This window comes from Nocardia huaxiensis, from assembly GCF_013744875.1.
Taxonomy (GTDB): domain Bacteria; phylum Actinomycetota; class Actinomycetes; order Mycobacteriales; family Mycobacteriaceae; genus Nocardia; species Nocardia huaxiensis.
In genome coordinates this window covers 4765463-4779539 of record NZ_CP059399.1, presented here as the reverse complement: position 1 = coordinate 4779539, position 14077 = coordinate 4765463, and the positions used below count along the sequence as shown (strand labels likewise).

Genomic DNA, 14077 nt, shown 5'->3' with positions numbered 1-14077 from the left:
GGACAACGTCAGAGGGGATAGCCGAAGATCGTCGTGAAGATGTCGTCGCCGTGGCTGGTCGGCTCGGGAGCGGCCGGGGTGAAGGTGTAGGTGCGGTGGCCGTCGCGCGTGCGGTCGGCGCGCAGGAACAGGTCGGCGGGATGGTGCTCGGCGTGGCGGTGGCGGGCGTACTCGTAGAGGTGGGTCACCACAACGACTTTCACGCCCGCGTCGGTGAGCGCGGCGAAAATGGGGGCGGCGATGGCGGCGGCATCGCGGTCGTTGGTGGAGGCGAAAGGCTCGTTGCAGAGCAGCATTCCGGTCGCGGGCAGGGCGTCGGTGATGGCGCGCAAGCGGTGCAGTTCCTCGTCGAGGCGACCGTGCGTCATGGTGGCGTCCTCGGCGCGGACGAAATGGGTGTGCAGGCCCTCGCGGAGGTCGGCGGTGAAGGATCCGGCGGTGACGAACATGCCGGCCTGCATCAAAAGCTGTGCCGTGCCGAGACTGCGCAGGACGGTGGACTTGCCACCGCTGTTGGCGCCGGTGATGACGATCAAAGTGACTGCGGGGGCGGCGATGTCGTTGCCGACGACCTTCGCCGAGGTCAGGGATAACAGGGGGTCGCGGAGGTCGGTGCAGCTGAGCGCGGGGCTGCCCACGGGTGCCGGTTCGGGAAAGCACAGCGGTGTTCCCGAGGCGGTGAACCGTTCGTGCAGGTTGAGACAACCGATGTAGAAGGCGAGTTCGGCGCGCAGCCGGCGGAAGAAGTCCTGGACGCTGTCGGTGGCCTGACTGATCACCTGGGCCACCGCGGCCTTCGCGGGACGGATGACCGGTTGCAGCGGGTCGACATTGTGCTCGAAGTGGCTGGTGGCCTCGAACTCCGAGCCGCTGCGCCGCGAGAACAGGGACCGCCGGACCGGGCCGGGCGGTTCGTGCAGGATGACGTCGGTGGCCTTGTTGCCCGTGCCGAGGGCGGCGCTGAACAGCATGCCGTTGTCGAAGAACAATGCGGCAGTGTGCTTTTCGAGGGTCGCGAGGTAGTCCTCACCCAGTTGGCCGGTGATCGTGTCGCGGAAGCGGGTCAGGCCCTCCGAGGTGCAGGATGCGGTGTACTTCTCGCAGGTCTGGCGCAGGCGACGCAGGTGGCCGATCAGGGCTTGCAGGGGTTGCAGGTGTACGCCGAGGCCGCCCTTGTACCGGTGCACGGCGGTGGCTTCGGTGGCGATGACGTAGAGGGCGCGCGCCATGGCGGGGTCGGCGCAGCAGTCGGCGAGAATGCGCTGCCGGTACCGGATCGATCCGATGTCGGTGAGGCTCATGGGGACAACGGATTTCACCACGCCGGCGATGAAGTCGTCTCCGGCTGCCATCGCGGCGTAGAGCTCGGCCAGCCCCAGGTCTTCGGTGAGGTCGGCACCATTGCGTGCGACCCGCACCGGCGAGCCGGGTGGTTGCAGCAGGTCGATGGGGATCATCGCAGGCGCTCCCGAATCGCGGTGTAGGTCAATCCGTGTCGCCGGGCCAGCACGGCCGTGTAGGCCAGTCCGTCGGGTGGGCGGCGGACCAGCGTGAACGTGCGCACCGGGTCGTCACCGGATTCGACACCCGCCACCATGCTCACCACCTCGGGGCCGAGGGCGGCGAGTTCTTCGACGAAGGTCACATACACCGCCACGGCGCCGCGCTCGACGAGGCGGCGCACCACCTCCCGGCCGATCCGCGCGGCATCGGCAGCCGTTGTGGTGCTGAGGCTTTCATTGAGGACGACCACGCTGCGATCGGTGACGCGGGTGAGAATGTCGTGCAGGCGGGTGAGTTCCTGCGCCAGCGCGCCCGACGGGTCGGCGAGATCGTCCTCCCGGACGAAATGGGTGAACAGATTGTCCGGCAGCATGATTCGTGCGCGGGCCGCGGGCACCGGGCAACCGAGCGCGCCCAGATACACCAGCTGGCCGACCGTGCGGGCGAAGGTGCTCTTGCCGCCCTGATTGGGGCCGGTGACGACCAGCACCCGTTCGGCGTCGTCGAACCGGAAATCATTGCACACCACCGTTTTCCGCTGCCGTATGAGCGTGCAGGCCAGCGCGGCGTCATAGGCGCTGTCGGCGCTGATCCCCGCGAAACCGTCGGTCACCTCCGGATAGCAGTACGGCAGACCGTGTTCGGCGAGAGCCCGGACGAATCCCAGATAGTTCAGGTAGAAGCGCAGGTCGGCGGCGAACCGTGCGACGACCGGGTCGAGGAATTCCCGGTATCGGGCCGCATGCCGTTCGAGCTGCCGGAACTCGGCCGGAAACTGTTGCGCCACCGCGGCGATGACCTGTTCCTCGACCTCGTTCATATCCGGCCAGGGCTCGCCCGGACCGGAGCCGACCGGATCACCGCCGGGCCGGAATCGCGCGAACGCCTCGGCGACGGCGCTGCCGTAGTCGGACCGGCCGTCGTACCGGTCGATCACCACCTGGCGGCCGGTCACGTGCACGGTGTAACGCACCGCGTCGAGCGCCGAACGCACCTGCCCGGCAGCGGAATCCAGCTCCTGGAACCGGTCGCCGTCGACATGGTCCGCCAGCCACTCCCCCCACCTGCGCAACCCGCTCGAGCGCACGGGCAGTTCCCGCAGCGCCGCCCGCATCTCGCGCAGCGTACGGCAGTAGACGAGTTGCGCGTCCACCTCCCACCGATCCCGCTGCCGCGGCTGGTGCAGCCGCCGCCCGTGCTCCAGATGCTTTCGCACCGAACGCATTCCCGCGTCGAAGGCATCGAAGGCGGCCCGAATTCCCTCGGCTTCGAGGTCCCGGAACACTTCCTGGCGCGCGATCACCTCCGCCCGGTCGCGCAGCGGCCGCCGCGCCGCCTCGTGCCCGCCGATACTCGAGGCGGTGAAAACCTGATCGAGGTTCAGATCGGCGAGCAGGTCCGGCGCGGCGGGTGCGGTGTCACCGCCACCCAGAATGCTCCCGTCCCAACTCACGTGCATTCCCTCCCACGCCGGCCGCACAATGCCACACGTTCATGCAAGATCGAATCCGACTATGCCACAGATTCCGCCGACCGCGACCGCCGCGATCCGTATCGTTTATCCGGAGTGGTGAACCGGTGGGAGTCGGGTGATTCAGGTGCGAAATCCGTTCGCGATCGATGGCAGATTCCCCGATGTGGTGGTCACGGCGGTGGCGGCCTCCACCTGCCTGGCCGGTGATATCGAGGGCACCTGGGCCGGATTGCTGGCCGGGGAATCCGGTATCGAATTACTCGATCATCCCTGGGTCGAGGAGCACAAACTGCCGGTGCGCATCGGCGGGCCATTGCGGGTGCGGCCCGAAACCCAGTTGAGCCGAGTCGAATTGCGGCGCATGGCCTATGTCGAGCAATTGGCCACCGTGCTGGGGCGACGGGTGTGGACGGAGGCGGGCAGCCCGCAGGTGGATCCGCTGCGGCTGGCCGTGTCGATCGGCACCGGGCAGGGCGGGGCCGACGCGGTCGTGCACTCCAAGGACGCACTCACCTCGGCCGGATATCGGCGGGTGTCGCCGCTGGCCGTGCAGATGATGATGCCCAACGGCCCGGCCGCGGTGGTGGGGTTGGAGATCGGGGCGCGAGCCGGGGTGATCACACCGGTGTCGGCGTGCGCGTCGGGCTCGGAGGCCATTGCGACCGCGTGGCGGATGATCGCCATGGGCGACGCCGACATCGTGGTCGCGGGCGGGGTCGAGGGGTACATCGACCCGGTGGTCATGGCCGCCTTCGCCATGATGCGGGCGGTGAGCACCCGCAATGACGACCCCAAGGGCGCGTCCCGGCCCTTCGACGCCGATCGCGACGGCTTCGTCTTCGGCGAGGCGGGCGCGCTGCTCGTACTCGAAACCGCCGCACATGCGAAAGCCCGGGGCGCAACCGTTCTCGCGCACCTGCTCGGGGCCGCCATCACCTCCGACGGCTACCACCTGGTGGCGCCCGACCCCGAGGGCACGGGCGCGGCACGGGCCATGAGCCGGGCCCTGCAGATCGCCGGGCTGAGCGGACGCGAGATCGCGCACGTCAACGCGCATGCCACCGCCACCACCATCGGCGACAGCGCCGAAGCCAAGGCCATCAATGCCGCCATCGGCAATCACGCCGCCGTGTACGCGCCGAAATCAGCGCTCGGACATTCCATCGGCGCGGCGGGCGCACTGGAATCCATCCTCACAGTGCTGGCCTTACGCGACCAAATCGTCCCGCCGACTTTGAATCTCGACAAGCAGGATCCGGCGATCGATCTGGATGTGGTGAGCGGATCGCCACGATCACTGCCCATGGAGTACGCGGTCAACAACTCGTTCGGATTCGGCGGGCACAATGTCGCGCTGGTATTCGGACGCTAGGCACGATCGAATCGGCAGGTCCGAATACCGCTACCCGCCAGAAAGTTTCATGAACTACAGAGGACGGCGAAACCGGCGCACGCGGGCAGACAGGTGGCGGCGGCCGGAATCGCCTCTCGGATCACCGCAGTGGCCTAGCTGTCCGCCTCGGCCGTACTGCGTGAATCGTCGCGCTGTGCCGCTATCCAGTCGCGGAGGGCGGTGCTGAATTCTTCGGGTGCGTCGGATTCTACGTAGGTGCCGGCGCCGTTGACGATCACGGTTTTGTGGTTGGGGAAGGTTGCTTCCAGGCGTTCGCGTTCCTGGGGGCGGAAGGCGATGTCGGCGTCGCCCCACACGATGAGGGTCGGGAGGTGGGCGATGTCGGGGAGGTGGGATTCGATCTCGGCGAAGAAGGCGCGGCTGGCGAGGACGCGGTTGGGGAACATGGCGGAGGCCTGGCGGCGCTCGGAGGTGTCCAGCGCCCGGCGGTAATGCGTCATCTCCGCGGCCGTGGGCTTGCGCCGGCGATGGCCGGTGGGGATGAAGGTATTGACCAGCAGGTTGAAGCGCCGCACCAGGAAACGTCCGGCGGGTCCGCCCAGGAGACGAGAGAAAGCCTCGAAGTGCAGGATGCCGTTGAGGGGCCAGGCCCAGGTATTGGCCAGTACGAAGCGATCGAAGACGCCCGGCCGTCGCTGCGCGGTGGCCAGACCGATCAGGCCGCCCCAGTCCTGACCGACCAGCGTGACATTCCGCAGCCCGAGCTCGTCGACGAAACCGGTGATCACCTCCGCGTGCTGCTCGGGCAGGAACCGGTAGCCCGGCTTCGGCGTCGACAACCCGAAGCCCGGGTAATCCACAGCCACGCACCGGAAGTCGGCGCGCAGCGCGCCGATCACCTCGCGCCAGAGGAACGACCAGGTGGGGTTGCCGTGCAGGAACAGGAGTGTGGGCCCTGCACCCTCATCGATGTAATGCACAGTGTGCCCATCGATTTCGATGAAGCGGCTCTCGAACGGAAACAGCTCGTCGTCGACCCATGCGGGCCGCACACGCGCGGTGATATCAGCCATGGTTGCCCCCTTGTGGCTAGTCCCTCCGATACACTTGAGCCTTTCACGCACAGTTGAGAAAATCAAGCACGAGGACATTATGCGCAGCTACGGCCAATACTGCGGGCTCGCCCGATCACTGGAAGTGGTCGGCGACCGCTGGAACCTGCTCATAATCCGCCAACTTCTCCTCGCCCCCGCCCGCTACCGCGAGCTGCTCGACGGCCTGCCCGGCATAGCCACCAACCTGCTCGCCGACCGGCTGCGCGAACTCGAGGCCACGGGTGTGATCGAACGGCGGCTGACCGGCCGGGGCAGTGTGGTCGAGTACGCCCTCACCCCGTGGGGCGCCGAACTGCGCGAGCCGATCGAGAGCCTGATCCGCTGGTCCACCCCGCTGATGGTCCGTGGTCCCGAGGGCGACGCCTTCCGCCCGGAGTGGCTCGCCCTGGCCGTTCCCGCCCTGCTCAACGCCCGGGTCACGCCTCGGCCCGCAGCGACGATCGGTCTCGAGATCGGCGGCTCGCTCTTCCAACTCCGTTCGGCGCGTTCCGGTTTCGAGGTCGCGCCGCACGACGGCCGCGATCTCGACGCCACCGTCCGCGCCGACCCCGCGCAGGTCCTCGGACTCGCCGCCGGCGCGCTCAGCCTCGACGACGCCCTCGGCCTGGTCGAGATCGATGGCGACGAGTCGGTTGTTCGCGCTGTCTTCGCCGCCTGACTACAGCGGGAGGACCGCGTGTTTGCGAGGGTTCGGGGGAATAGCTTTGTGCTTCAGGAGGTTCAGGGCCCGGCGGATCTCCAGGCGGGTGGTGTTCGGTTCGATAACGGCGTCGATGTAGCCGCTTTCGGCGGCGATCCACGGGGTTGCCATGGTGTCGTTGTAGAAGTCGATCATCTGCTGGCGGATGGCCGCGCGCTGGTCTTCCGGGGCGGCGGCCAATTGCTTTCGGCCCATGATGCCCACTGCGCTTTCCGCGCCCATGACGGCGATGCGGGCGGTGGGCCAGGCCAGGTTGATGTCGGCGCCCAATTGTTTGCAGCCCATGAGGGCGTAGGCGCCGCCGTAGGCTTTGCGGATCACGATGGTCACGATGGGGACGGTCGCGCTGGCCAGGGTGATGAGGAACCGGCCGCCGCGTTTGATGACGCCCAGCTTCTCCTCTTCTACGCCGGGGAGGACACCGGGGGTGTCCACAACGAAGATGAGCGGGATATTGAAGGCGTCGCACAGCTGGATGAAGTGGGCTGCTTTGTCGCAGGCGCGGGCGTCGACCGCACCGGCCATGACCAGGGGCTGATTGGCGATGACGCCGACGGGTTTGCCGTCCACACGGGCGAATCCGATGATGATGTTCTTCGCGCGCTGGGCCGCCACCTCGTGGAACTCGCCGTCGTCGAAGATGTGCAGCAGGACATCGTGCATGTCGTAGGACGAGTTGTCCGAGTCGGGGATCAGGGAATCCAGTAGCAGGTCCGCGTCGGTGATCTGGGGCTCCAGGCCGGGATTGACCAGCATCGGCGCGTCCAGGCAGCTGGATGGCATGTACGAAAGATATTGGCGCACCCACGCATACGCCGCGGCCTCGTCCTCGGCGACGTGGTGCAGGTTGCCATATTCGGCCTGGTTGTAGGCGCCGCCGAGCTCGTCGATATCGACGTGCTGGCCGGTGGCATCGCGGATGACCTCGGGGCCGGTGACGAACATGTACGAATCTTTGGTCGCGACCAGGACATCGGTATTGATGGGAGCGTAAACCGAACCGGCGGCACACTTTCCGAGCATGATCGAAATGCGGGGGACGAAACCCGACAGCGGCTCGAGGGTGCGGCCCATGCGGGCATACCAGGCCAGGGAGGTCGCGGCCTCCTGAATGCGCGCGCCGCCGGAGTCGTTGATGCCGATGAACGGCATGCGCATCTTCTGGGCGAGCTGCATCGCCTTCTCCACCTTGCGGCCGAAGATCTCACCGACGCTGCCGCCGTAGACGGTCTGATCATGCGACATGACCACGACGGGTCGGCCGTCGATCCGGCCGTGGCCCGTCACCACGCCGTCGCCGTAGAGCGCGTCGGCGCCGGATTGCTTGGCCAGGGCGTCGAGTTCGACGAAGGTGCCCGGGTCCAGCAGCATCTCGACGCGCTCGCGGGCACTGGGGATGCCCTTCGCGGCCCGCTTCGATATTCCCGCCTGTCCGGCCGGCTCCTTCGCGATCTCGAGTCTTTTGTGCAGGTCGGCAAGCTTTTCCGCGGTGGTGCTCAAAGACGTTCTTCCTGTTCGCATTTCGCTTCAGCAGCCGACCCTAGCCGGAATAGACGAGTACACAACGATGTGCACTGCAATAGACTCACATCGGTGTCGTCTACAGCAATGCACCGCAGCACGCCGAGTTACCAAGCCCGATCCGGGCGCGCGCTCGAGGAACACACCCGGGCGATGATCGTCGCCGCGGCCGAGCGCGTGATGCTGGACAGAATCGACGCGCCCTCGCCGGGTCTGCCGATCGAATTGCTGACAACGGCCGAGGTGTGTTCCGCCGCACGGGGGTACATCCGGCGCGATGGCACCGAGGGCCCGATTCCCAAGGCCACCATGTGGAAGCATTTCAAATCGATGGCGGCGCTCGCGGTCGCCGTCGTGGAGAACCTGACCGCCAACAGCCGGCCGGTCCCCGCACAGATCGCGGCTTTGGCCGCGCCGACCGGACCCGACAGACCGCGCCGGGACAGCGTCGATGCCACGCGGCTGGAGGCGCGGTTCTCGGCCCGGCATTTCGACGTTGCCCGGCTGGAGGAACAGTTCAACCACGCCTCGGCCCGCAATGAGCAGTCCGACATGTTGTTCTGGGCTGCCGAGCTGGCCGAACGGCACCTGCAACAGCGTCGTCGCGGCGACCGGAACGCGATGATCGCGGCCCGCGACTGGGCCCGCCGCGGCATCGGGCTCGTCGACGCCACCGCACGCCTGGATTGCATGATGGGGATCCGCTGCACCCGCACGGCCGCTGCCGCGGAAGTGGCACTGTGCCGCAAACTCGACTACGAGCCCACCGGGCTGAGCCGGATCCGGTCGCTGAAGGAAACCGAGATGGCCTTCGCCGACGCCCTCGGCTGGCCGCTGCATCGCGAACTGGCCCGATTCCACGCCGACCACGCCCGCGCGCTGAGCGAGGAGGACCCCGAGCGCGAAATGCGATCACTGCACCGCGTCGCCGCCACGGTGATCGAATTATGCGGGCGCACACCGGTTTCCGCGCGGGAGCCGCAAGACACGCTCCGAGCGACGGAACTCGCCGACATCATCGTCGGCCTGCGCCGCATGACAATGGCCTACGCCACCCACCCCGACCACCACGCGCTCTACGCCGCCATTTTCGGCGCGGACGCCGACGTCACCGTGGACGAACTGCTGGCGTGTTTCCCCGCGACCACCCGGGAACGCCATCGCCACGAGGGCAATATCCGGGCGCTGCTGCGGCTGGGCGAGCTCACCGGCCCGCTCGACCGCATCGACCCGGCCAGCGATGTACTCCGCACCGCCGAGTACGGCACCATCCGCGACATCCTGGTCGCTCGCTATCTGGAAGCGAAGGCCCGGTCCCTCGCCTCCGCCGAACCGCACCCGGAGCCCGGCCGCACCACCGGCTCACTCGTCGATCCGCAACCGGCCATGCTGCTGCAAGCCGCCGTGCAGTTCTACGACCACGCCGCGACCGCCGCGAGCCCGCGCGGTGCGACCGGCATCCTGCGCGATCTCGCCGCCCACGCCGGCTTCGAACTGCGGCGGGCCAACCCGCAGGGCGGCGCGGCGAGCACCGCCGCCACCCCGCCCAGCAGCGAGTTCGAGGCCATCGCCGAGGCGATCAACGACCTGGTGCTGATCACCATCAGCCGCCGAAACCGCTTCACCGACAACGAGATCGAGCGTCTCATCGCCATGATCGACCCGATGTACTACTACATCACCTCCGGCCGGAACTGAGTGTGACGTTCGAAGCGAGCAATCGCCGGGTGTGCGCATTGACGGTTGCCCACTCCGCATTTATATGTAACTCTCTGTAACACATTTGTTGGTCGGCGTGGACCACGGAGCGTGCTGCTGCTTCCCCGTGGGTGCGCGCCCGGTCGCGGAGGAGCCGATGTCAATGTCGGAATCGCAGTTCGATGTCGTGATCGCGGGCGGGCGCTGTGCCGGAGCCACGCTGGGTGCCATGCTCGCGCGGCGCGGGTTGCGGGTGTGCGTGCTGGACAAGGCGAGTTTTCCCAGCGAAACGCTCTCGACGTGCGCGTTCCAATCCAACGGGGTCGATGTGCTGCGCAGGCTCGGGGTGCTCGACGAGGTACTCGCCGCCGGCGCGCATGTGGTGCGGCGGGCCACGATCACCAGCACGCACCAGAAGTTCACGGTCGATCTCGACCCGGAGGCATACGGCCAGGTACTGGGCATGCGCCGCACGACCATGGACGCGATCCTCATCGACTACGCCGCCCGCGCCGGCGCCGAGGTCCGCACCGGCTGCGCGGTGGACGCGGTGATCGTCGAGCACGGCCGAGCCCGGGGCGTGCGGACCCGGACAGGGGAAATCCGGGCGGCGGTGGTGATCGGCGCGGACGGCCGCTCCTCCACGGTCGCGCGGTCGGTCGGCGCCGGGGAATACCTCACCCGCCCCGGCGGCCGCGTGCCGACCTGGTCGTTCTATGAAGGCGTCGCGCCCGAGCACGATTTCTTCTTCGGGGCGGTCGGGCAGGCCGGAGCGGGGTCGACGGCATTCCTCGGACTGCCGCTGGACGGACAGTTCCTCGTCACCGTGGCCCCGCCCGCCGGGCAGGCGCGCGAGTATCTCGCCGATCGCTACTGCGGCTTCGACGCTCGGCTGCGGCTGTTTCCGGAGTTGGCCGCCGCGGTCGAGGGCGCGACACGCGTCGGTCCGATCCGGGTATTGCAGAAGTGGCACAGCTACTTCCGCGAATCGGCCGGCCCCGGCTGGGCATTGGTCGGTGATGCCGGTCATTTCAAGGACTACTCGCTCGGGCAAGGGCAGTCCGACGCGTTCCGCCAAGCCGAACACCTGGCCCAGCGGGTGATCGACGGCCTGGCTCCCGGCGGCAACCTCGACGAGCAGCTGGCGGCCTGGTGGCGTTGGCGCGACCGCGATGCCTGGCAGATGTACTGGGCCAATTCCCTGCTCGGGGAACCGCACCTGCCCGACGGGCTGGCCGACAGCCTCTTCGGGCTCGCCGCCCGTGACGAGATGCTGGCCATGGACTTCGCGCGCATCTTCAACAAGGAGGTCAGCCCATTGCGGGCGGCGGCGGCCCCGACGCGGTTGGCGCGGATCGCGCCCGGGGTGCTGCGTTCGCACGCCGGGCTCGCCCCCGCCGACCTGTCGCGCAACGCGCGCGCCACCGCCGAGTTCCTCGCCTTCAGCGCGAAACTGCTGGCCCGGCACCCACGTACGCCCTGGTCCCAGCCATACCGGCGCATCCTGCGCGCGACGGCCTGACACCCGGGCACAAACCAGCGTCGAGATGAGCGCGGCTTCCCGGTGGCCGGGACCGGGCCAATTTGTTAGTTAGCGTTATGCAACTATATTGGTCTGCTGTTCCTGCTGCTCGATTCTTGGGAGGCACTGGTGGCCACGGCTCCCACTACCGGACTGGATGCCGGTGATGTGAAGACGATTCGGCGGAGGTTGCGGGTGGACCGTGATCATCCGCGGTACAAGTGGGTGGCGTTGTCGAATACGACGCTGGGGATGCTCATGGTGACGATCAATTCGTCGATCGTGATCATCTCGCTGCCGGCCATCTTCCGGGGCATCGGGCTCAATCCGCTGGAGCCGGGGAATGTGAGCTACCTGCTGTGGCTGCTCATGGGGTTCCTGCTGGCCTCGGCGGTGCTGGTGGTGCTGTTCGGGCGGCTCGGGGACATGTTCGGGCGGGTGCGGATCTACAACCTCGGGTTCGTGGTGTTCACGGTGTCGGCGGTCGCGCTGTCGCTGGATCCGTTCACGCACGGGGGCGGGGCGGTGTGGCTGATCGTGTGGCGGGTGATCCAGGGCGTGGGCGGGGCCATGCTCATGGCGAATTCGGCGGCGATCGTCACCGACGCGTTCCCGGTGCAGCGGCGCGGATTCGCGCTGGGCATCAATCAGGTTGCGGCGGTGGCGGGTTCGTTCCTGGGTCTGGTCATCGGCGGGGTGCTCTCGGAGTGGGATTGGAAGGCCGTGTTCTGGGTGAGCGTGCCGTTCGGCATTCTCGGGACGGTGTGGTCGTACCGGTCGCTGCACGACTTCGGCGAGCGCACGCCCGGATCGCTGGACCTGCCGGGGACGCTGACCTTCGCGCTCGGGCTGACCGCGCTGCTCACCGGCATCACGTACGGCATTCAGCCCTATGGTGATTCGGCTACCGGGTGGACCAATCCGTGGGTGCTCACGTCCGTCTTCGGCGGGCTCGCCGTGCTGGGGTTGTTCTGCTGGATCGAAAGCCGGGTCGCCCGGCCCATGTTCGATCTGGGGCTGTTCCGCAATCGCGCGTTCGGGCTGGGCAATCTCGCGGGGCTCATGTCGTCGGTGGGCCGCGGCGGGCTGCAGTTCATGTTGATCGTGTGGTTGCAAGGCATTTGGCTGCCGCTGCACGGCTACGACTACGAGGCCACTCCCCTGTGGGCCGGAATCTACCTGCTGCCCTTGACGATCGGCTTCCTGGCGGCGGGCCCGGTCTCGGGCTGGCTGTCCGATCGCTACGGCCCGCGCCCGTTCGCCACCGCGGGCATGCTCATCACCGCCGTGACTTTCGTTCTGCTGGTGGTGATTCCGGTCAACTTCGACTATTGGGTGTTCGCCACCATCGTGCTGCTCAACGGGCTCGGATCGGGCATGTTCACCTCCCCCAATACCGCCGAGGTGATGAACAGCGTGCCCGCCACGCAGCGCGGCGTCGCCTCCGGCATGCGCGCCACCCTGCTCAACGGCGGCATGGCGCTGTCCATGGGATTGTTCTTCTCGCTCATGATCATCGGGCTGTCCGGGCCGCTGCCCGATGCCATGGACAGCGGCCTGCGCGAGCAGGGCGTGCCCGCACAGGTGTCCGAACATGTGGCGGGGCTGCCGCCGGTGGGCAGCCTGTTCGCGGCCTTCCTCGGCTACAACCCGATCGAGGAATTGCTCGGCGCCAGCGGCACTCTCGAGCAGCCGGGTGTGCACACCGAGACCCTCACCGGGCAGGAGTTCTTCCCGCACCTGATCTCCGGGCCGTTCCACTCCGGGCTGGTCGTGGTCTTCCTCGGCGCCGCGATTATGATGCTGATCGGCGCGGTGGCGTCGTGGTTCGCCGGCAGCGGGTCCGCCCCCGACGAGGCCGACGAGCTGCGGGCAGCCGATCGCGCGGGAATCTGACCCGTTGACCCAGGAGGCCACGCTGCGCGACCACCCGAGTGTCGCCGACACCGATCAGCTCACCGAGGCGGCCGATCTGTATCTGAGCATCGGACGGCTGCTCCGCCTGCTGCGGCATTCCGGGGATATGGGATCGCTCAGCCCGGGAGCCGCGTCGGCGCTGGCGAGCCTCGCACGGTCGGGGCCGATGCGGTTGAGCGATCTGGCGAATATCGAACGCGTCAGCGCACCGACCATGTCGCGCATCGTGACCAGCCTGGAGAAGTCGGGGTATGTGCAGCGCGACGCCGATCCCGAAGATGGTCGCGCACAGCTGCTTTCGGCCACGCTGACCGCGCACGATCTGGTGTCGGGACTCACCTCGGCCCGGATCCAGCGGTTCGCCGCGGCCATGGAGCATCTGGATCCGGAACAGCGCGCCGGGTTGCAGTCGTCGCTGAGCACGCTGATCGACGCGCTCGACCAGTGATTCGGGTCGGCTGACCGGTCTCATGGACGGGCGTGTCCGCGCGCCCTACCCTGGAATTCGTCCGGCTCTCATCGGCCGACGAAGGCAGGCGGGACATGCGTTACGACCCAGAGCGTTTACGTGCCCTCCGCGCAGCGGCGCAGCTGATCGGCAAGCGCGGGTACGGGACCCACGAGGCAGCGCAACTGCGGCTGCGCCTGGCGAACGAACTGCGGAACCTGCGGGCCGCGCACTTCACCGGAACCGAGGGCGGTGAACTGGCCGAGCTGCTGGTTGACACCCTGCGCGCCATCGCGGAGGCGTCGCGGTGCACGGCGCCGGCGGCGGACGCCGACACCGAACCCGCGCGCGAGCCACGCCATTTCGCCCTGAACCCGGAGGATCTGCGCACCATCGAACCCGCCCGCCGCGACCGCACGTGGCGCATCGGCGAAGGGTGATTCGGCCGAGACCACAATGGCGTCGACACCCCTGATCACCTGCTCCTACAGTGGAATTACGCCGTGAACGGCGCTGACTGGCAACCAGGGGGGCGCGACAATGGCCGGTCTTTCCATGTCACTGCTATCGGTCGTCCAGGGGGCGCGCGGCGCGCACGGCCCCGACGAGGCGAAGGCACTGCGCGGACGCCTGGCGCAGATCCTGCGGGATCTGGATACCCGCGACTTCGCGGGAGCGGCCGGCCTGGAATTGATCGAGATGCTCGAACATGCTGTGCGGGCGGTCAATTCGGCCAGTTACCGAGTGGCGCGACCCGCGGATTGCGCAGCGCCTGATCGAAAGTTCTCCACGTAACCGGTGCTGAGGGGTGCGGAGCTTCTGGTG

12 protein-coding genes are annotated in these 14077 nt (G+C 67.9%); 8 read left to right on the top strand and 4 right to left on the bottom strand.

Annotated features, from left to right (window positions below; genetic code table 11):
* Positions 1 to 8: 8 nt before the first annotated feature.
* Positions 9 to 1457 carry a MutS-related protein gene (locus H0264_RS21510; protein ID WP_181579200.1) on the bottom strand — a complete coding sequence of 483 codons (1449 nt, stop codon included), beginning with the start codon at positions 1455 to 1457 and terminating at the stop codon, positions 9 to 11.
* Positions 1454 to 2956, bottom strand: coding sequence for a MutS-related protein (locus H0264_RS21505; protein ID WP_181579199.1), 1503 nt, complete (start codon positions 2954 to 2956; stop codon positions 1454 to 1456). The genes H0264_RS21510 and H0264_RS21505 overlap by 4 nt, the downstream gene beginning before the upstream one ends.
* Before the next feature lie 145 nt (positions 2957 to 3101).
* On the opposite strand from H0264_RS21505, the gene H0264_RS21500 reads away from it, so the two are divergent.
* Entirely contained in the window at positions 3102 to 4349 is a 1248-nt protein-coding gene (locus H0264_RS21500; protein ID WP_181585734.1) for a KasA/KasB family beta-ketoacyl-ACP synthase, read from the top strand.
* 134 nt (positions 4350 to 4483) lie between these two features.
* Here the strand turns inward: H0264_RS21500 and H0264_RS21495 are convergent, their stop codons facing one another.
* Positions 4484 to 5404, bottom strand: coding sequence for an alpha/beta fold hydrolase (locus tag H0264_RS21495; RefSeq protein WP_181579198.1), 921 nt, complete (start codon positions 5402 to 5404; stop codon positions 4484 to 4486).
* Positions 5405 to 5483: 79 nt separating this feature from the next.
* Between H0264_RS21495 and H0264_RS21490 the strand changes: the two genes are divergently transcribed.
* Positions 5484 to 6104, top strand: a complete 621-nt coding sequence (locus H0264_RS21490) for a winged helix-turn-helix transcriptional regulator (protein WP_181579197.1) — start codon at positions 5484 to 5486, stop codon at positions 6102 to 6104.
* Here the strand turns inward: H0264_RS21490 and H0264_RS21485 are convergent, their stop codons facing one another.
* Complete coding sequence (locus H0264_RS21485) at positions 6105 to 7667, bottom strand: acyl-CoA carboxylase subunit beta (protein WP_181579196.1); 1563 nt, start codon at positions 7665 to 7667, stop codon at positions 6105 to 6107. It abuts the gene before it with no gap.
* 72 nt (positions 7668 to 7739) lie between these two features.
* Between H0264_RS21485 and H0264_RS21480 the strand changes: the two genes are divergently transcribed.
* The 6 genes from H0264_RS21480 (at position 7740) to H0264_RS21455 (ending at position 14047) form a co-directional block, all read left to right on the top strand.
* On the top strand, positions 7740 to 9365 hold the full coding sequence (locus tag H0264_RS21480) for a hypothetical protein (protein ID WP_181579195.1): 1626 nt from the start codon (positions 7740 to 7742) through the stop codon (positions 9363 to 9365).
* A gap of 163 nt (positions 9366 to 9528) precedes the next feature.
* Complete coding sequence (locus tag H0264_RS21475; protein ID WP_181579194.1) at positions 9529 to 10887, top strand: NAD(P)/FAD-dependent oxidoreductase; 1359 nt, start codon at positions 9529 to 9531, stop codon at positions 10885 to 10887.
* Positions 10888 to 11016: 129 nt separating this feature from the next.
* Entirely contained in the window at positions 11017 to 12783 is a 1767-nt protein-coding gene (locus H0264_RS21470) for an MFS transporter (RefSeq protein ID WP_420831982.1), read from the top strand.
* A gap of 4 nt (positions 12784 to 12787) precedes the next feature.
* Positions 12788 to 13252 (top strand): MarR family winged helix-turn-helix transcriptional regulator, encoded by a 465-nt coding sequence (locus H0264_RS21465; RefSeq protein WP_220139803.1) that lies wholly within the window; start codon positions 12788 to 12790, stop codon positions 13250 to 13252.
* Between the two features lie 95 nt (positions 13253 to 13347).
* The gene (locus H0264_RS21460) at positions 13348 to 13692 is read left to right on the top strand and encodes a hypothetical protein (RefSeq protein WP_181579193.1); all 345 of its coding nucleotides are present in this window, start codon (positions 13348 to 13350) and stop codon (positions 13690 to 13692) included.
* A 115-nt stretch (positions 13693 to 13807) separates the two neighbouring features.
* A complete protein-coding gene (locus H0264_RS21455) occupies positions 13808 to 14047 on the top strand; it encodes a hypothetical protein (protein WP_181579192.1) in 240 nt (79 codons plus the stop codon).
* The last annotated feature ends 30 nt before the right edge of the window (positions 14048 to 14077 follow it).